Annotated in this window: 15 protein-coding genes; 13 read left to right on the forward strand and 2 right to left on the reverse strand. The window is 68.0% G+C overall.

The features are described 5' to 3' along the window. The first annotated feature begins 189 nt into the window (after nucleotides 1–189). From GKE56_RS14220 to GKE56_RS14275, 12 genes are all read left to right on the forward strand, one after another. Nucleotides 190–468, forward strand: coding sequence for a DUF6112 family protein (locus tag GKE56_RS14220; RefSeq protein ID WP_154685094.1), 279 nt, complete (start codon nucleotides 190–192; stop codon nucleotides 466–468). Then, a complete protein-coding gene (locus GKE56_RS14225; protein ID WP_195908141.1) occupies nucleotides 468–1286 on the forward strand; it encodes a hypothetical protein in 819 nt (272 codons plus the stop codon). The genes GKE56_RS14220 and GKE56_RS14225 overlap by 1 nt, the downstream gene beginning before the upstream one ends. 20 nt (nucleotides 1287–1306) lie before the next feature. Beyond that, on the forward strand, nucleotides 1307–2695 hold the full coding sequence (locus GKE56_RS14230; protein ID WP_154685096.1) for a hypothetical protein: 1389 nt from the start codon (nucleotides 1307–1309) through the stop codon (nucleotides 2693–2695). Continuing rightward, nucleotides 2692–4167 (forward strand): SCO6880 family protein, encoded by a 1476-nt coding sequence (locus GKE56_RS14235; RefSeq protein ID WP_154685097.1) that lies wholly within the window; start codon nucleotides 2692–2694, stop codon nucleotides 4165–4167. The genes GKE56_RS14230 and GKE56_RS14235 overlap by 4 nt, the downstream gene beginning before the upstream one ends. Beyond that, on the forward strand, nucleotides 4167–5558 hold the full coding sequence (locus tag GKE56_RS14240; protein WP_230208991.1) for an ATP-binding protein: 1392 nt from the start codon (nucleotides 4167–4169) through the stop codon (nucleotides 5556–5558). The genes GKE56_RS14235 and GKE56_RS14240 overlap by 1 nt, the downstream gene beginning before the upstream one ends. A 195-nt stretch (nucleotides 5559–5753) precedes the next feature. After that, the gene (locus GKE56_RS14245; protein ID WP_154685098.1) at nucleotides 5754–6008 is read left to right on the forward strand and encodes a hypothetical protein; all 255 of its coding nucleotides are present in this window, start codon (nucleotides 5754–5756) and stop codon (nucleotides 6006–6008) included. 4 nt (nucleotides 6009–6012) lie between these two features. Next, nucleotides 6013–6447: a hypothetical protein gene (locus GKE56_RS14250; protein WP_154685099.1), complete on the forward strand. Its 435-nt coding sequence runs from the start codon at nucleotides 6013–6015 to the stop codon at nucleotides 6445–6447. Continuing rightward, a complete protein-coding gene (locus GKE56_RS14255; protein ID WP_154685100.1) occupies nucleotides 6444–7100 on the forward strand; it encodes a hypothetical protein in 657 nt (218 codons plus the stop codon). Before GKE56_RS14250 ends, GKE56_RS14255 begins: the two co-directional genes overlap by 4 nt. After that, nucleotides 7097–9022: an ATP-binding protein gene (locus GKE56_RS14260; protein WP_154685101.1), complete on the forward strand. Its 1926-nt coding sequence runs from the start codon at nucleotides 7097–7099 to the stop codon at nucleotides 9020–9022. Before GKE56_RS14255 ends, GKE56_RS14260 begins: the two co-directional genes overlap by 4 nt. A 1-nt stretch (nucleotide 9023) precedes the next feature. Continuing rightward, nucleotides 9024–11027 (forward strand): hypothetical protein, encoded by a 2004-nt coding sequence (locus GKE56_RS14265; RefSeq protein WP_154685102.1) that lies wholly within the window; start codon nucleotides 9024–9026, stop codon nucleotides 11025–11027. A gap of 610 nt (nucleotides 11028–11637) precedes the next feature. Beyond that, nucleotides 11638–12765 (forward strand): C40 family peptidase, encoded by a 1128-nt coding sequence (locus GKE56_RS14270; protein WP_154685103.1) that lies wholly within the window; start codon nucleotides 11638–11640, stop codon nucleotides 12763–12765. 151 nt (nucleotides 12766–12916) lie between these two features. Further along, complete coding sequence (locus GKE56_RS14275; protein ID WP_154685104.1) at nucleotides 12917–13441, forward strand: hypothetical protein; 525 nt, start codon at nucleotides 12917–12919, stop codon at nucleotides 13439–13441. Between the two features lie 932 nt (nucleotides 13442–14373). On the opposite strand, the gene GKE56_RS14280 is transcribed toward GKE56_RS14275, so the two are convergent. Further along, the gene (locus GKE56_RS14280) at nucleotides 14374–15738 is read right to left on the reverse strand and encodes a hypothetical protein (RefSeq protein WP_154685105.1); all 1365 of its coding nucleotides are present in this window, start codon (nucleotides 15736–15738) and stop codon (nucleotides 14374–14376) included. A 467-nt stretch (nucleotides 15739–16205) separates the two neighbouring features. On the opposite strand from GKE56_RS14280, the gene GKE56_RS14285 reads away from it, so the two are divergent. Continuing rightward, nucleotides 16206–16751, forward strand: coding sequence for a hypothetical protein (locus tag GKE56_RS14285; RefSeq protein ID WP_154685106.1), 546 nt, complete (start codon nucleotides 16206–16208; stop codon nucleotides 16749–16751). Between the two features lie 185 nt (nucleotides 16752–16936). On the opposite strand, the gene GKE56_RS14290 is transcribed toward GKE56_RS14285, so the two are convergent. Beyond that, nucleotides 16937–17482, reverse strand: coding sequence for an abortive infection family protein (locus GKE56_RS14290; RefSeq protein WP_154685107.1), 546 nt, complete (start codon nucleotides 17480–17482; stop codon nucleotides 16937–16939). Nucleotides 17483–17670: the final 188 nt, after the last annotated feature.

Genomic DNA, 17670 nt, shown 5'->3' on the forward strand with positions numbered 1-17670 from the left:
TTCAACGATTCCCACATGTTGCTCGGGCCTACGGCGCCTGAGCTGCTCGAGGACCAATCGGCGACTTCTCCCTCCATCTCGAGGCCCACGGATCATGAACACAAGTGGCGGCCCAATGCTGCCCCGTCCTTGGCCGTAGTCGTACGCGTGACGTCATCTTGACGCCATCGTGCTGCGGAAGGCTCTCTCATGACCTCGATCGACATCGGCCCGAACACGACCGGCCTGCCCGGGATCGCCGTATTGGAAGACATCGTCGGTGCACTCCTGACGTTCGGGCTCATCGCCGCCGTCGCCGGGATCGCCCTCTCGTCGATTGCGTGGGCGGTCGGTTCCCACTCGTCCAACCCCCACGTCGCTGGCCGCGGCAAGAGCGGTGTCCTGGTCTCGAGCGGGGCAGCGATGCTCGTCGGCGCCGCGAGCACGCTGGTCACATTCTTCAGCCACGCCGGTGCAGGTGTCCGCTGATGCGCCCACACCGCCGCCGTCCCCGGATCGTGGTCGCTACTGTCATCGCGGCACTTCTGGGCAGCGCAAGCACCATCGGCTGGTATGCCGTCGCCACACAGGGCCCGAGCGACCCAGCACCCCCAGCCACCCCCACACGGACGGTCACCAAGCCACCGCAGTCGACTCCGGGCTCCGCACCCGCAACATCCGTACAGGCGGCCTCAGCCAACCCGATCGACCTGGCGCGGGACCTGGACCGCATGCGTCGCCTCGACGTCCCCAGCGGCGGTCCGCGGGAGGCGGTCATCACCGGGGAGGCGACCCGGCAGCCGGACTTGTACGCGGCGGAGTTCGTCCGTCGGCTGCTCACCCAGGACTACCGGCGGCCGCGCGAGGACGTGCTGTCATGGGTGCAGGCGGAGTCTTCCCCGCTCGCGGACCCGCTCGTCATTGGCCTCGTCCCGCCCGATCTGCGGGACCGTTTCGCCGTCGACTCGGTCACCGACACCACCGTCGGACCTGCAGCAGTGCCCAGCCGGGGCGAATGGACGGCGCTCGCCGCCTCCGGCGCGTACAGAACCGTGAAGGTCGACCGGGTCATTGAGCCCACCGCCTGGACCAACGCAATCCAGGCAGGCCGGATCACCGACCCAGGCACCACAGCGCGACTCGTCGCCGCCACGGTCACCCTGCATCAGAGGACCGGTGACCACACAAGCACCGCGCAGTTCAGCGTCGCGCTCAGTCTCGACTTGGAAGGACCACCGACCACAGCCGACTGGCGATTCGTCACCGCAGTCACCTACACGATCATCCCAGCCGGTGGTGCGTCGTGAGCTGCGTCGGGGCATCCGCCATGAACCCGGTCTGCCTCATCGGCGCGGTCGCTTCATCCGCGACCAGCAGCGTTGCGGACAGCGCCTTCTCGCGGGTCTCGGGCTGGTTCGGCCTCGCCGCGCAGAGCGCCGCCACGTGGCTGTGGCGACAGCTCGACACCGCTACCACCCTGGACCTGACGTTGCCGGGCTTGCGCACTCAGCTCGCCGCCACCGGTGCCATCGCCACCGTCCTGTGCCTGGGGCTGTTCCTGATCCAGGTGATCACCGCGACGCTACGCCGCGAACCCGGCGGCCTGGGCCGCGCCCTGAGCGGCCTGTTGGTCAGCTTCGTCGGCACCGCCCTCGCGTTGGGCGCCACGCAGGCCCTGCTGGTCGCGGTCGACGCGCTCAGCACCGGCCTGCTGAGATACACCCTGCACACCAACATGACCGGCCTGGGCGCGAAGCTAGCCCTCGGAGAGCTGGCCACCAACCAGAACCCGGCGGTCAGCCTGCTGCTGGCGATCGTGGTTATAGCCGCCGTGGTCATCGTCTGGGCGGCGATGATGCTGCGCAAAGTCATGGTCCTCATCGCGGCCGTCCTGGCGCCGCTCGCGTTCGCCGGCGCGACCGCCGACATCACCCGAGGCTGGGTCCGCAAATGGGTCGAGTTCGTGGCCGCAATGGTCGTCTCGAAGCTGCTGCTCGTCATCATCCTCGGCATCGGGCTGTCCATGGTGAACGGCGCCGGTCAGTCCGGGCACGGCCTCACCCAGACCACGACGCAGCTCGCCGGCGGTGCGCTGGTGATTCTGCTGGGCGGGTTTTCGCCGTGGGTGGCGATCCGCATGTTCCACTTCGCCGGCGACACCTTGTATGCCGCGCATCTGACAACCGGGCACGCCACCACCGGTGCGCGGGCGGCCATCGCCGCCCCGCAGAAGGCCGCGGCCATCGGGGCTCAGGTTCGGTCGATCGCCTCAGGCGGGTCCGCGCCGCGGCGAGCGGTGGCGGCGCCTTCGCCTCGCACTGGCCCAGATAGCGGGTCCTTAGGCAGCGACCCGGACGGTTTCGCCAAGCCCAACCCGGCCTCAGGCGTGGCCGCCGTCGCTCGGACGCGGAACACCTCAGCCGGTCAGGCGGACGGCGGTGGACAGGCAGCTCCCGCAAGACAGGCAGCCGTTGGCGGGGGCTCAATCGCCGGGGCGGTCGGGTCTACTGGCGCCGCCGCAGCCGCCGCCCCCCCGGCCGCCCCGGTCATGGCGGCAGCCTCTGCCGCCCAGGTGGGCACAGCCGCGGCTCGCGCGGCGGCCGGTGCCGCGAGGTCGGGCGCGGAGTCCGCCGCCGAGGCGGGGCGTCCGGAGTCTCCGCCGGTCCCGTCAGCCACGGCGCAGCATCAGCCGCCCAGTCGAAGGAGTCGATCGTGACCGACACCACCAGCCGTGTGCCCACCGTCCGGTTCGCCGGCCTGCCCCGGCGCGGGCTCCTTCTGGGCCTGTCCGGGATCCGGGTCGCCTGCCTCGCTAGCGCGGGCGCGCTCCTGGTGATCGCGCTCCTCACCGGGGGTGGGCTCGCCCTCGCCTTCATGGGGCCACTCTGCTGCGCCCTTCTGGCCCTGGCGTTCGGCCGCTGGAACGGTCGACCCGCCGTCGAGGCGATTCCCACCGCCGTGCACTACCTGACGCGCCAGGCTATGGGCCAGACGCGGTACCGGGCCAGGATTGACCGACCTCGACCGGCCGGCACCCTGGCGCTGCCCGGAGACGCCGCCGCGCTGCGGTTCCACCTCGACGAGCTGACCGGCGCCGCGATGATGCACGACCCGCACACCCAGACCCTGACCGCGGTCGCCCACGTCCGGCACCCGGCCTTCGTGCTCCTGTCCGCCGACGAACAGACCCGGCTGGTGCACGCCTGGGGACGCGCGCTGGCCTCACTCGCCGCGACCGGCACCGGCACCCGCATCCAGGTCCTGGAGACCACGCTGCCCGACTCCGGCGCGGGCATCACCGCCTGGTGGGCCGCGCATGGACGCCGCGACGGCGGCTGGGCCGCCGAACAGTACGAGGAGCTGATCCGCACCGTGGTCCCCACGACCGCCACCCACCGCACCCTTGTCACGATCAGCCTCGACCTACGCCGAGCCCGCACCCACCGGTGGCAGGCAGGGCGGGGCCTTGAGGCGTCCGCGGCGTTCCTGCGGCAGGAGATGACCGCGTTCGAGGGGGGCCTGCGCGCCGCCGACCTCACCCTCACTGGGTGGCTCGACGAGCCCGGACTCGCCGGGGTACTCCGCGCCGCGTACGACCCCGACCACGACACGAACCACGACACCGACGATGGCCGGGCCGCCACTGGGGAGGGCGCACGAGGCCGGCTGGCGACTGCGGGCCCGGTCGCGGTCGACGAGCACTGGGACCACCTGCGGCACGACACCGGCTACTCGACGGTGCTGTGGGTCTGCCAGTGGCCGCGCACAGACGCGCCAACGTTCTTCCTGCACGCCCTGGTGTTCCAGCCCGGCGTCCGCAAGACCATCTCACTGACGTTGGAGCCGCTGCCGGTCGAGCAAGCGATGCGCGACATCCGCAGGGCCAAGGTCGAGTACGTCACCGACGCCGCCCAGAAGGCGCGCCTGGGTGCCCTCGCCGACGCCGCCGACGCCCAAGAACACTGCGACGTCCTCGACCGCGAACGGGCCCTGTTGGCCGGGCACGCCGACGTCCGCTTCACCGGCCTGATCACCATCACCGCCGCGAACCGGGACGCCCTCGAAGCCGCCGTCGCCGAGGTCGCCCGGGCGGCGATCCATTGCGGCTGCGAAACCCGCCGCCTGCACGGCCAGCAAGCCCGAGCGTTCACCGCGGCCGCGCTTCCGCTGGCCCGAAAGGTCAGCTAATGCGCCGCTCACGACCCGGTGTCGATAGCGAGGGTGGAGAACCGGCGTCCCTGCCCGCGGGTGGGGAACCGGGCGCCGAGGCGTTGCGGTCCTGGCGCCGGTTCCGCGTCCCGGCCCACCGGGCCACGACCGACGTGGTGGCCGGCGCGTACCCGTTCCTCGCCGAGGCCGGCCTGGGCAACCGCGGGGTGTACGTGGGCCAGGATGCCTGGTCCGGTGGCGGGTTCTGCTTCGACCCCTGGGTCCTGTACGCCGACGGCGTCCTGACCAACCCCAACTGCCTCCTCGCCGGGGTGGTCGGCAAGGGCAAGTCGTTCCTGGCCAAGTCCCTGACCACGCGGTCGATTCCGTTCGGGCGGCGGGTCTACGTGCCCGGCGACCCCAAGGGCGAATGGACGGCCGTCGCGCGCGCGGTCGGCGGGGCCGCGATCACGCTCGGGGGTGGAAGCTGCAACCGGCTCAACCCGCTCGACCCCGGCCCCCGCGTCCCCGGAATAGGCGAAGACGCCTGGCGGGCCGAGGTGACCCGGCGGCGCCGCACCCTGTTGCGGTCTTTGGCCGAGGCGGCCCTGCGCCGGCCGCTGGTGGCCGTGGAACACACCGCCCTGGATGCCGCGCTGGCCCACGCCGTCGCCCGTGCGTCCGCGCCGACGCTGCCCGCCGTGGTCGACGGCCTGCTCGAGCCGCGGGTCGCGATCGCCGGTGCCACCACCGCCGAGCTCACGCGGGACGGCCGCGATGTGGGGCACGCGTTGCGGCGCCTGGTCGCCGGGGACCTCGCCGGGCTCTTCGACGGGCCGTCGACGGTGGGCTTCGACCCGTCCCTGCCCCTGGTGTCCCTGGACCTCTCCGCAATCCAGGGCTCGGACGAGCTGATCGCCATGGTCATGACCTGCGCGTCCACCTGGATGGAAGCCGCCCTGGCCGATCCAGGCGCAGGGCAACGCTGGGTGGTCTATGACGAAGCGTGGCGCCTCATGCGCCAGCCAGCGCTGCTTGCACGAATGCAGGCCCAATGGAAGCTGTCCAGGGGTCTGGGCATCGCCAATCTCCTGATCGTGCACCGCCTGTCCGACCTCGACGCCGTCGGTGAGGCCGACAGCCAGTCGCGCAACCTCGCCCGCGGCCTACTCGCCGACTGCTCCACCACCATCACCTACCAGCAGGAATACAGCGAATCAGTCCGGACCGCAACCGAGCTCGGCCTCACCAGCGTCGAACGCGACCAGCTACCCGACCTCCAGCAAGGCGAAGGCCTGTGGCGGGTAGGCGGCCACGCATACATCGTGCGCCACGTCGCGACGGCGGCCGAAAAGGCGATCTTTGAGACCGGGTCGAGGATGGGCGCGGCAACCAACGGGTTCCCTGGTCCCGGGGGCGAAATCGCTTGAACCGCCTCCCCGGCTGTCGGGTTGCAGGCATCCCGCCGCTCTTGTCGGAAAGTCTCTCGGTGGGACGCTGAAGGTAAACAGATCGTAAGTAATGATCCCAAATGCCAACAATCCCTGGACTGAGGTGCTAGGGGCGGCGTTAATGGTTGGGCCGCGGGTGGGTGGTCGCTCGCACCAAACCGATTGGGGACGATCATGCATACGTTGAACACGGCCCTGGCGGCGGCTGCCAACACCGGCGGCCTGCAGTCGTGGATCCGGTCGAACATCATCCCACTGTTGCTCTTGCTCATAGCCGTCATGCTCTTCGTGTTGGCCCAGCGTGGCGACAACGCCAAGGCGATGAAGGTCGTGGCAGGCGTCATCATCGCCTTGGCTGTGCTGGGGCTGGCGAGCAGCGGAAACGCCGACAACCTAGGCTCGTGGATGGCCGGTCTGGTCACGGGCTGAGCCGATGCGCCTCCCAGTCGATGACGAGATCTACAACGTCGACGCGGTCTGGCTCGGCCCGCCGCACAAGACGTTGCCGTTCCGGGCACGGTATGTCGCTTACGCGGTGGGCGCACTGGTCTTCGTGCTCTTGCAGATCATTGAGCGGCGGCTGGGCATCGGCTTGGGGTTCTTCAGCCTGGCCTACAGCGTGCTCGCCACCGTCGGGCTGACCCGGCTGATCCTGTCCGTGGTCGACGCGGATCGGCCCGTCAGCTCCGTTGTTGCGGCGTTCGCCCATGAGGTCGGCGCGCCACGAGAGCGCTCCAAGCCCACCGTTGGCCACGTTCACCCGGCTCGGGTTCGTGCTGTCCCCACACGCCTGAGCCGGGCCCAACGCAAGGCGGCCCGAGCCACCGCGGCGGCGACACCGGTACCAACTCCCCCGGAGGGGTCGTGAGCGGGAAGACCGGTCTGGCTCTACGCAGGATCAGCGGCCACTGCACCGTGACCGCGGACCGCATCTACGCCTGGTACCGCCTCGACCCGCAGGGCTGGTCCTTCCGACCGGACAGCATCCGCGAGCAGGTCATCATCGACGGCGCCGACGTCTACGCCCAGCTCGCCAAGCGGAGCCTGCACCTGCGGGTGACGACGAGGCCGTACCCGGTCAGCAGCTGGGCTGCCGCGCACGACGCGAACGCCCCTGCCCCGCTGCCCGGCTGGCGCGAGTACCTCCTGACCGACCAGCGGCACCTCTCGGGGCGGAGCATGGCCGACAAGGAGGTGTACCTCGGGGTCGAGATCCCGGCACGCAAGGGCCTGTACAAGGCCCTCGGTGGCCTGGCCGGGACCTTCTCCGACCGCGAGGTCGCGGCGCTGTCCAAGCAGATCCGCGCCACCGACCAGGTCATGTCCTCCCCGGGCATGGATGGTGCCCCGGCGACCCCCCGCGAGCTGGAGTGGCTGCTGCACCGCTCCTGCTCCCTGGGCCTGCCCGCGCCGCTGACTCTGGGCGCTGTGGACGACGGGCGGTGGGAGGAGGAGGACCTGCACGAGTTCACCGACCACGTGCAGTGGTTCGCCGAGCCCTATGCCCGCCCATCCGGGTGATCGGGGAGAACGAGAACCAGCGCATCGAGCGACACGTCTGCGTCCTGTCCCTGGGCCGGATGACCGACCTGGAGATCCCCGCGGGGGTCCCCTGGATCCAGCGCACCGACCAGCTCGGCTTCCCTGTGGAGTGGTCGGCCCGGGTCAACGTGGAGGACTCTGCCAAGGTCGGCGCGGCCATGCGACGCAATATCCAGAAGATCCGCGCGCAGAAGGACCACTACGAGCTCGAGCACCACGAACCGGCGCCGGGCGCGCTGGACCGTCAGGCTGACAAGGCCCTGGGGGTGGAGGACGAGATCTCGATGGGTCTGTCCGGTCTGTCCACGAGGACCTCGGGCTGGTACCGCATCGCCGTGGCCGGCGACTCGGAGGAGGAGGCGCTGGAGCGCGCGAGCCTGTTGCGCAAGCTCTATGCCCCACAGATCACCATCTCCCGCCCGGCGGACCAGTACGCCGTGGCGCGCGAGTTCATCCCCGGAGAGAAGCTGGGCTCTACGGCATACAAGCGACGGATGCCGGTCACGACCCTGGCCGCCGCCGTGCCCGCCGCGACCGCCAAGGTCGGAGACCGCGTGGGCATCCACCTGGGGGAGACGTCCGGGACGAGCGCCCGCGTCGTCACCTGGGAGCCCTGGGAAACCACCGAGGCGCGGGAGGAGTCCGGGCTGGCGGTGCTGTGCGCCGGGTTGGGCGGTGGCAAGTCCACGGCGGGCGGCAACATCATCTACCGAACCGTGATGCAGGGCGTCCCGTGGACCGTGCTCGACCCCTCCGGGCGCCTGACTGCCTTGTGCCGGCTGCCCGAGCTGGCGGAGGTGTCCCAGGCGATCGACCTGCTGGACGCCCCACCTGGCGCCTTGTGTACCTACCGGGTGATCGCCGAACCGCGCCGGGCGCACTACGCCTCCGACCTGGACTGGCAAGTGGCCAAGGACCAGGCGCAGGACACCCGCCGGTTGTTGACCTCCAGCGTCCTGCGGGCGATGCTGCCCCGCCAGCTGCAGGACCACGTCCTGACCGAGGTGGCGCTGATGCGGGCGGTCGGTGCCGTGTCCGCGAACCAGACGTCGTCCACGGTCGAGGTGGTCAACGAGCTGCGCCGCCTCGACGGGGACCCGGACCTGCGCCGCCACGCCGGGTACATGGCCGACTTCCTCTTCGAGGCAGCCAAGACCAGCCACGGGCGGCTCATCTTCCCGGCCGGGTACCAGCTGGACTATGGGCGCACCGACCCGCTGCTGACCGTGTACAGCCTTCGGGGCCTGGCGCTGCCGGACGAGTCCACCGCCAACAGTGAGGACCTGGACGAGCGGCTGTCCATGTGCGTGCTCTACCTCGCCGCGTGGCTGACCCAGCGCGGCATGTACCTCGGAGACGTCAACGCCCGCAAAGGCATCTTCATCGACGAGGCCTGGGCCCTGTCCACGTTCAGCACCGGCCGACGGTTCATCGACCGCGCAGCCCGCGACTCCCGCAAGCACAACACCCGCGTGCTGATGGCCTCCCAGAACCCCGCCGACCTCCTGCGGCTCGACCTGGCCAACCTCATTTCCGCCGCCTTCATCGGCCGCCTCACCGGTGAGGATGCGCAACGGGACGCGCTGCGGTTCCTTCCGGGGATCCGCGACGGGATGGGGTACGAGCAGATCTTCGGCACATTGTCCCGCCCCACCAGGGAGGGCCGACGCGGCGCCCGTGAGTTCATCTTCTCCGACGGCACCGGTGGCATCGAACGGATACGGATGGACCTGTCCGCGCACCCGCGCCTGCTCGAAGCCTTGAACACCACCGCCGAACCGGCCAAAGCCCTCAACCGGGTCGCCCGCGCCGAGCTCACCGCCCAAGACGCCTCAGCTGAGGACACCACGGGTGAGGGCAACGCGGTTGACGACGACGACGCCGATCGGGAGAGCGCCTGACATGGACACCACCCGGCGGACGGTATGCCGCGTCCTCGCCCTCATCGCGATCGCGGCCGGTCTATGCCTGGCAGTGTCCGGGTCGGCGTCAGCGTCACCATCGTTTCCGGGGATCCCGGACTGCAAGGACGCGCCCACCGCGCAACTGCCCGGCAGCGGCATCACCGGGTTCCTGGACGAGGGGCCGAAGACACCTCCCGCTCCCATGGATCCGTTCGTGGCGCACCCGCGCACGAGTGTCTATGAGCAGTACGGGTACGCCGGGCTGTCCTGGCAGACCTATGACCTCGGCTGCGGCGGCGGTCTGCGGGACATCAACGCCAGCATGGACACCGCGACCGGGAACCTTCTCCTCTCGGCCGCAACCTGGGGCACGGCTGCCACCAACGGGCTGCACAACAAGGTCGCTCACCCCGAGCAGTACATGGCGCCCCTGGACGACGTTGTCGCCGCGGTCACCCAGCGGTTGCACGACTCCATCTGGAGTCCCTGGGGTGGTGCCGCGCTCCTCGGCGTGGGTGCGCTGCTGTTGTTCTACTCACTGCACGGACGCCTTTCGGCTGTCACCTCGGCCGCTGCCTGGGCGCTGCTGGTCCTGACCGTTGTTGCCGGGATCGGTCAGTACCCCACCCGGGTCGCGACCTTCTTCGACGGCACCGTCACGTCCAGCATCTCGGCCATTAACTCCGGCGTGGGTGGGCTCACCAACCTGCCCGCCTCCTCAGACCCCGCCCGCGCCCAAGGAGCTCTGGTCGTAGACCGGGTCCTCTACGACAACTGGCTGCGCGGAGAGCTCGGCTCCAGCGACTCACCGGCCGCGAAACGGTGGGGGCCAACGCTGTTCAAGGCCAGCGCCTTCACCTGGGCCGAAGCCGCACAGGCCGCCAAGGACCCCGAAGCCGGGCGGCGGATGGCCGAGAAGAAGGCCGAGGAATGGAAGGCCACTGCCGCGGACATCCAGCAGAACGACCCCGTGGCCTACAGCGCCCTGCAGGGCAAAGCAGGAGGACGGACCGGCACCGGCCTCATGGTCGCGCTCGGATCCACCTTCAGCCTGCTGTTCCGGCTGGTCGCCGACATCTTCCTGTTCGCCGGCCTGGTCATGCTGCGCCTGCTGGTGATGCTGTTCCCCGCCGTCGCCGTCGTCGGCGTGATGGCACCCATGGCCGCCATCGTGCGCCGCGTGTTCGCCATGGGCGGCGCCGCCATCATCAACGTCATCGCGTTCTCCGCCGGCTCCGCCGTGCACACCACCGTGATCTCCGCCGTCCTTAGCCGCGCCACCAACGCCGGAATGGGCGTGCTCGGCCTGGTGCTGTGCCTGGTCGTCACCGCCGCCGCGTTCGTCGTGCTCTACCCGCTGCTCAGCTTCACCAGCATCCTGGGCCAGTCCGGCGAAGGGCACCGGCTGCTACGCCGGGGAGGCCGCGAAGTCTGGAACTACGCGCTGCGCCGACAGGCGACCAAGGACGGCATCACGGCGGGAGAGCACGAGCTCGAGGAGCAGCAGATGCCAGTCCCGACCACCTCGACCACGCCGAGCCGGACCGTTCGCCTGGTCAACCTCCCGGCCGAGACCTTCTCGCGCCCAGCGGCATCGGGGTTCCCTGACCTCAGGGACGGCGAACGATTCCTGCGTGCACCCGCCCACATGCAACTCTCATCCGTCGAAGACCCACGGGCCCATCACGGCGGCGGTGCGCGTGACGTCTCGGCCTCGGATGCATTCCCTTCGGCTGACGCCACGCGCGAGGATCCGGCATACGTCCTCGCCGGAGGTGTCGACGCAACCGTCACGCCCGGGACCGAACGGCAGCCCTTGGTGGAACGCGGTCAAGTGCTCAGCGGCGTCCTGGTCGACGAGGTGCCCCAAAACGCCCGGGCCCTCGACAACCTCGCGCACGACTCGCACACACTGTTCCGCCGCGACGGGATCGGTCCCCGCCTCTACGACCCCGACACCCGACGCACGGTCCCCAGTGTGCAGGACCGGAGCGTGGAATGAACCCCGCCACCTGGGGTCGTGCCCTGCGCTGGCCCCTGTGGTCCTGGCGCAACCTGACCATCACCGCCGTGGTGGTCCTGGCGGTCATGGCCAGCCTCGGACGCCTCACCGCATCCCCGCGCGCGTCCACGACGGCATCGGCCACCACGGCCACCGCTACGGCGAGCCCGACCGTTCCTGCCAGCGCCACCCCGACCACCCCCGCATCTCCCTCCTCCGCGCCCAGCGCCGCGCCAGCGCCACCGTCTGACGTCCACTCGCCCGTCGCCTCAGCGGCTGCCTTCGCTGCGGCCTGGGCGCGGACGACGCTCAGCGGACCGGCATGGCTGGCAGGCCTGAAGCCCTGGGCCACCGCATCCCTCCTCAGCTCGCTCGATGGCACAGATCCCCGGCAGGTGCCGGCCACGCGTGTCACCGGCGATGCCGCACTCGTGAAAACCACTCCGACGTCAGCAACGGTCACCGTCCCCACCGACGGCGGCCGCATAAACATCACGTTGGTCCGCACCGGCGGCACGTGGAAGGCCAACGCGCTAGCGCCCGATGACGCACCCCCCGGCGCACCCACGCCATCGCTGGTGCCAGGGCAGTCCGCGACCGGGAACTGAACATGCCGGCGCCGATCCTTCTCGCCGCCGGGCAGGTCGCCCGCAAGGTGGTCCTGCGCCGACTAGCGAGGCTCACACTCATCGCGCTGCCGGTCGTGCTGGTCGGCGGTGCCGCGGTAACGGTGTTCGCCGTCCTGGTGAGCTCGTCCGGAGGCGACGACTCCACCACAGCCCCGAGGGGCAACGGCTGCTCGACCCTGATGGCTGGCTCACGTCAGACGGCAGCCGGCTTGAACGCTCAGCAGCTCGCGAACGCACAGACCATCGTCGCCGTCGGCAGGCAGCTGAAGGTTCCGGCATACGGGTGGGTCATCGCCGTGGCCACAGCCCTGCAGGAGTCCAGCCTCACCAACCTCTCCGGTGGCGACCTCGACAGCGTCGGGCTCTTCCAACAGCGCACCGGCTGGGGGCCCGCAGCCGCGCGACTGAACCCCGAAACAGCGGCACGAATGTTCTACGAGGGCGGGCAAGGCGGCCAGAAGGGCCTGCTCCAGGTCCCCGGTTTCCAGTCGATGACCCTCACCCAGGCAGCGCAGTCCGTGCAGCACAGCGCCTTCCCCGACGCCTACGCCCGCTGGGAACCGATAGCCAAGCAGATAGTCGCCGACCCCAGCGTCCTGTCCGCGACCTGCTACACCGCCGCCGACTACCACGGCGACGGCACCAGCGGCTCCCACGTCGTGGCCGCCGCCCTGCAATACCTCGGCACACCCTACAGCTGGGGCGGCGGCGGCATCGGTGGCCCAGGCCTGGGAATCGGACTCGGTGGTACCACCGTCGGGTTCGACTGCTCATCTCTCGTGCAGTACGCCTACCACCAGGCCACCGGCCTGATGCTGCCCCGAGTCACTGATGCCCAGGCCGCCGCTCTCCCGCACGTGCCACCCGGATCACCGCTGCGGGCCGGGGACCTGCTGTTCTTCCACGCGCCAGGAGACCCGCCGGGCACCTACCACCACGTCGGCATCTACGACGGGCAAGGCGGCATGGTCCACGCACCGCGCACCGGCGCAACTGTCGAGGTGGTCCACGACGTTCTGAGCGACCCCTACTTCAAGTCCCAGCTGGCGCTCGTCGCCCGGCCGGCCACGCAGTCCACCCAGGTCAGGGCGGCAGGCAACCATGGATGATCGTCCAATCCCGAACTCTTGCGATGACGAGTACCAAGACCTCGCCTCCCAACGGGTGTCGAGGGCCAATGACGTCAGCGTCCCGGCGCTGCTGATTCGGCGAGCGAGCGGACTACACGAGCCTCTCCTGGGCCGGCGCGCGCGATACCTCATGACCAGCCACGACCACGACGGCCAGATCACAGCCCACGGCTGGAAGGACGGTCTGCGAATCGCCTCCGAAGCCAGCGACCACGTAGACGGCCTAGGAGAGCCAGGGATCTGGATCCAAGAAGAGCGGGACTATTACCAAGATCGCCTCACCACCAACCGCTTCGCCGTCGGCCTCTCACGCCTGTGGGTCGAGCAGTACGTGTCAACGCGGGACGCGCCACCAGTGATGAATACACAGCCCTGGCTCGACAACCTCAACCGCAACCCGAATACGCCCGAGCTGCGTCCTCTCCAAATGGCTGAAGGACATCCAGACCTGGTCGGACGCCGGGTAGTCATCGTGGCGGACACCATCGAGACGGACCTCAGGGCGGTCAGCCCACTTCGCATGACTGACAGTGGTGACCTTGCGCTGACCGTGCTGGCCGAGCGCGACTGGTATCGCTGGTCGGCGGGAGACTGCGCCAAACAAGCACACTCATCCCTTCGCTGGCAGCCGGCCGCGCGCGTCTGGGTCGAATAGCCAGGCAACTTTGCCGAATCTTAGGGGCGGGCAGTTGCGGTCTAGTGGGCCCTTCCGTGGCGCGCTGTCACGCTCGACTCAGATCACGAGTATGCCCTGATCGATGTGCTGCCTACCGCCCACTATGGGCGCCCACTTCACCACTTAGCCCGGCACCCGACCGCCTACTTTGCCGGTGACGTGTTACCCGACTATGTGGAAGCAATCCAGTAGGCGGGGCAGGCGCACGCGGGAGCCACTGGGCGACGAATTGGTTCCCACCCGCACCTTCCCATCCTGCCATTTTGCGCCCTTCTCATCTGTTTCACATCCCATGCAAATCTTCACCATTTGACGTGCCTCCTGGCCCATGGTGAGAGGGGGCTACAGCGTCCCAAGTAGTTGACTTTCGAGATCAAGAATGTACTCGCGACATGCGGCTGCCAAGAGGGGCACGGTGGTCGTTCGGGAGTGCATTCGTCCACTGTGGACGTCTACGTGGATGGACAGCATCTGTTGTCCGATGTCTGGGTCCGCGAGGAGGTAAGGGGTGAGCGCGCCCAGCCCGTGTGCCAGGCAATTGCGCAGGTTCACGCCCGCTTGGACTTCGCGCCATCCCGCGCAAGTAGAGAGATCGATGGCATGCGTCGAAGAATAATGCTTGATCCGTTGATCCCACGAGAATGGCGGTTTTGCTGGCGGTTGAAGACCCTTCAAGTCTGCGCAACGTCTAGAAGCGGCGTCAGTGTAGGCCTCGACCGTGGAGACGAGCCTAAGGACTGCGGTTTCACGCAACCACAGCACGTCGACCCGCGCGGCCGTGAGCATGTCTCGTCGGGGCGGCTCCCGAAAGAGTTCTGAGCCCGAGGTAGCAGTAGCCCGCGTCATGTCGCTTTCGGCATGGAGGACTAGGACAAGAGCTTCGTCAGTGAGCGCCCATTCGGGTTCGCTGCTCACGTGGCTGCGTCCGTGGGCTTGGCCCCGGCGCTCCGCTTGGGTGAACTCGTCGTAGCCCTCTTCGGTTTGTGCAGAACGAGTTCGATGAGCTTGTGACTCTCCTTGAGCGAGCTCAGCCGGCTTGGATTGACGTTGGGGATGGAACGAGCTGCGAGTGCGTACCACGGGAGCAGTGCTTCCGGTTCGAGGCGCACCGCGCGATCGATCGCATCGAAATTGATGGCCTTGTATGGAGCGAGCGCGAGCGTGGCCTCGGCCCTCAGAAGTGGGTCCGGGTCATTCAGTTGTGAGGTCACCCAGTTTCGGCGCGCAGCGACACCGAGGAGGGACCCCATGCGGGCGACGTACACAAGCCAGATGCGTTGCCAAGCGTTGAACTGGTGTGCACGTCCCACGAGGTTGTCCCACACGCTGGAGATGTCTTCGCCGCTCTTCTGAAGTTCGGCCATATACGTGCCTAACCGATGGCCCAGCTGGGCAACAAACTCGAAGAGGTCCGGCACGTGGTGCAGACCATACGAGTCAGCTTCCCTGGTAAGCACGCTTATAGCCCTACTAAGCTCGCGCGCCTCACTCCTGGTCATCTTCTTCGGGTCGAGGTGCGTAGCGGGGTCGCTATCGGCCTCCAGGCGGTCGATGACACCATGCGCGAACTCGGTCGCGGCATCCCCTTCTGACTCGCCATATTCGCTGAAGACCTCAATGAGTTCCGGCTTGAACTCCACATCAGCGTCTGTTCGCGGCTCGGTGACGTTGGACCAGAAGTAATTGATGAACTTGACGATGCGCGTTTTAGGTTCGTTGAGGACTAGCCCAACTGTTCGCGCTTCCTCGGAAAGTGCCTCAGCCGCGGCTTGGGCATGGTCGTAACCCTTAGCGACCATCCGGAAGTCGTCGTTATATCGCCAGACTTCCAAGCCTCGCCGTTTTAGCTCGCGTTCTACGATCCGGCCATAGACCTCAGAGAGGTCATCGGACGGATCGAGAAGTTGTGGCAGCCCAAACGGGCGCCCTTGCAACTCCGTCAAAAACCTGACAAGGATGCGGGGGAGAAGAACGCTTGACGTCCGGAGTTCAACCTCGGCGAGCAGTGGTACGTGCCCGATGTATTCATAGAATGCAACGAAGTCGGACTCGACGACGTAACCGTCAATCTGCCCGAACCGGAGTTTTCGACGCCCCCTCATCAGATGCATGATGGGTTCGATGATGAACTGTCGATATGCATCCTGCGAGCGGTCCAGCCGGGGCTGGCCATCAAGCACCTTCGTGGTGAAAGCGCGGTAGGCAATTCGTTCGGGGATCCCAACGACGGGGACAGGGCGTACCTGCTGGTGGGACTTGCGAGCGCGCACAATCACGGTCGGTGCGCTTGAGATTCCCGCCTCAAGACGGTGGCGCGTGTAGTCCCCAATAGTTTCGGGTACTTCTCCACCACTGGCAACCAGGGCTCAGGAGGTAGCAAGTTTCGCCAAGACTGCGACTCAGCCGACGCGGCAGCGGTGAAATCGAGCATGTCGAGTATCTCGGGAGATAGCGGTTCCATAAGAGCCCTTCGACCGACTGATAGCCGCGCACCCGCTCTGGGCGCGCGCGGCCGGGACACCGGCCGACTTGATTGACATCGTGACATGAATGCTGCGGGGGCGTCCTGCGTCCTGCCATGAGAGCGGGGCGCCAGGCAGGCTTCGCGAATCCCTGACTGCGCCGGGGCGAGCCTTATCCGGGTCGCACGGCCGGGCTTGGCCGCCCCAATCCGCCGCGATCCGCTCGTGCCGACAATCGCCTTGCCGGCTGTGCATGGGCTACTGGTCACTAGCCTGACACCGTGACGGAGACCGAAGGCCTAGATGTAAGCGACTTGCACCGCGCGATCGGCGCCATCGTTGCCAATGCGACCAGTCTCGAACTGCAACTCGCCAACGCCGTAACGTCCCTGTCACGATCGCCGTTGACTTCCATCCTCGTTCAGGGCGAACGAGGAAGCACCCTGATCGGCATGGCCAGGCGCCTTCTCGACAGGGGTATCGGGTCATCGCTGCAGGATGAGACCTCAGGAAGGTCCTCGAGACTTGGCCTGATCTCGGCCGAAGACACGCTGGCATTCAAGGAAGCGTTATCCAGCGCAGAGACGCTCTTGGCTAGTCGGGACGCTGTGGTGCATTCAGTCTGGCTGGCGAATGTCGACCCAGGCCGCGTCCACGGTCAACGAACGACCCGATCCAAGCAATATGTGCGGGCGTGGACGATGGAGGAGCTCGGTCGCTTGAGGCAAGATCTCGCAAACGTTGAGACCGACATCTTCATCTGCACATGGAACACGAGCGGGTCCGGGATGGGGCGCTTGGCCCACCGTGAGGGTGACGTGGGTTGAGAACAATCTGCAGTCGTATCCTGGCGGCAAGGCCCTTGGTTTGCCGCGTGCGGGCGGTGCGTTTCTTCGCTGCGTGCCGGAGTCACTTCAGGATCCTGGTTGGACGTGCGCTATCGGTCCAGCGCTGCCTCTACGTAATTCAGCCAACCATCGTCGCCAAGGCCGCCCTTTGAGCTCATCACGTTCTAGAGCAGCTTCAGGTCACGTAGGGTCTCGACGATGTACCGGGTGTAGGTGTCTGCTGCATCGATGGCGAGCTGGCCGTGACGCGCCCGCAAACCCGGAGGGAGCTGGGCGCGACCATGCCCAGTGCCAACGTCGTTTCGCAGCGTCGCAAGAGCGTGCTCCACTGACGAAAACCCGGCGAAAAGCTGCTGTACAGCCCTCGCCACCAGCGCCTTGTCCACCGGCCCGAGCCTGAACTCGGCGGCGGCAGCGCCGAGATAGCGGGCCAGCACCACATCGTTCGTTCGTCGCCAGGCATCAGTCGAGGACTTAAGGCTGAAGGCGCCCTGAAGAACCGGCGCCCGAGTCAGAGCGGCTACAAAGCCCATCTTCTGACTCTTATGCGGCACGGGAGGAAGGACCCTAACTTGGTCTCGTAGGGCCAAAGCCCTAGCCCGCAACCCGTCGGCCGCGACCAACCGCTTCTTCAGAGCCCGGCGGAACTCGGCCGCATCGCCGAAGATGCGGAGTTCCTCCACCCGTGCCCTGGCCGGCGCGTCAGTCATTGCGAAGCTCTCCCTTGCTTTGTGTTGCCATCACATCGGCCAGGCTCACAAGGTCTGCGTAGCGGAAAGGCACCCGTGCACCCACAACACCCTATGGATCTCGATGCCACATGTTCCCAGGTTCCGTCCACATATTCGCAACCCGGGCTGCGTCACATCGCCGCGAGGCGGGCGCCGGCACTAGGGCG

Origin of the sequence: Nostocoides sp. HKS02 (assembly GCF_009707485.1) — a bacterium.
Classification (GTDB): domain Bacteria; phylum Actinomycetota; class Actinomycetes; order Actinomycetales; family Dermatophilaceae; genus Pedococcus.

What these genes read in the sequence shown, in the direction of transcription:
- GKE56_RS14240 (WP_230208991.1), top strand. Translation starts at nt 4,167, where the DNA reads ATGCGCCGCTCACGACCCGGTGTCGATAGCGAGGGTGGAGAACCGGCG.
- GKE56_RS14275 (WP_154685104.1), top strand. Translation starts at nt 12,917, where the DNA reads ATGACCAGCCACGACCACGACGGCCAGATCACAGCCCACGGCTGGAAG.
- GKE56_RS14245 (WP_154685098.1), top strand. Translation starts at nt 5,754, where the DNA reads ATGCATACGTTGAACACGGCCCTGGCGGCGGCTGCCAACACCGGCGGC.
- GKE56_RS14220 (WP_154685094.1), top strand. Translation starts at nt 190, where the DNA reads ATGACCTCGATCGACATCGGCCCGAACACGACCGGCCTGCCCGGGATC.
- GKE56_RS14230 (WP_154685096.1), top strand. Translation starts at nt 1,307, where the DNA reads ATGAACCCGGTCTGCCTCATCGGCGCGGTCGCTTCATCCGCGACCAGC.
- GKE56_RS14290 (WP_154685107.1), bottom strand. Translation starts at nt 17,482, where the DNA reads ATGACTGACGCGCCGGCCAGGGCACGGGTGGAGGAACTCCGCATCTTC.
- GKE56_RS14265 (WP_154685102.1), top strand. Translation starts at nt 9,024, where the DNA reads ATGGACACCACCCGGCGGACGGTATGCCGCGTCCTCGCCCTCATCGCG.
- GKE56_RS14225 (WP_195908141.1), top strand. Translation starts at nt 468, where the DNA reads ATGCGCCCACACCGCCGCCGTCCCCGGATCGTGGTCGCTACTGTCATC.
- GKE56_RS14250 (WP_154685099.1), top strand. Translation starts at nt 6,013, where the DNA reads ATGCGCCTCCCAGTCGATGACGAGATCTACAACGTCGACGCGGTCTGG.
- GKE56_RS14270 (WP_154685103.1), top strand. Translation starts at nt 11,638, where the DNA reads ATGCCGGCGCCGATCCTTCTCGCCGCCGGGCAGGTCGCCCGCAAGGTG.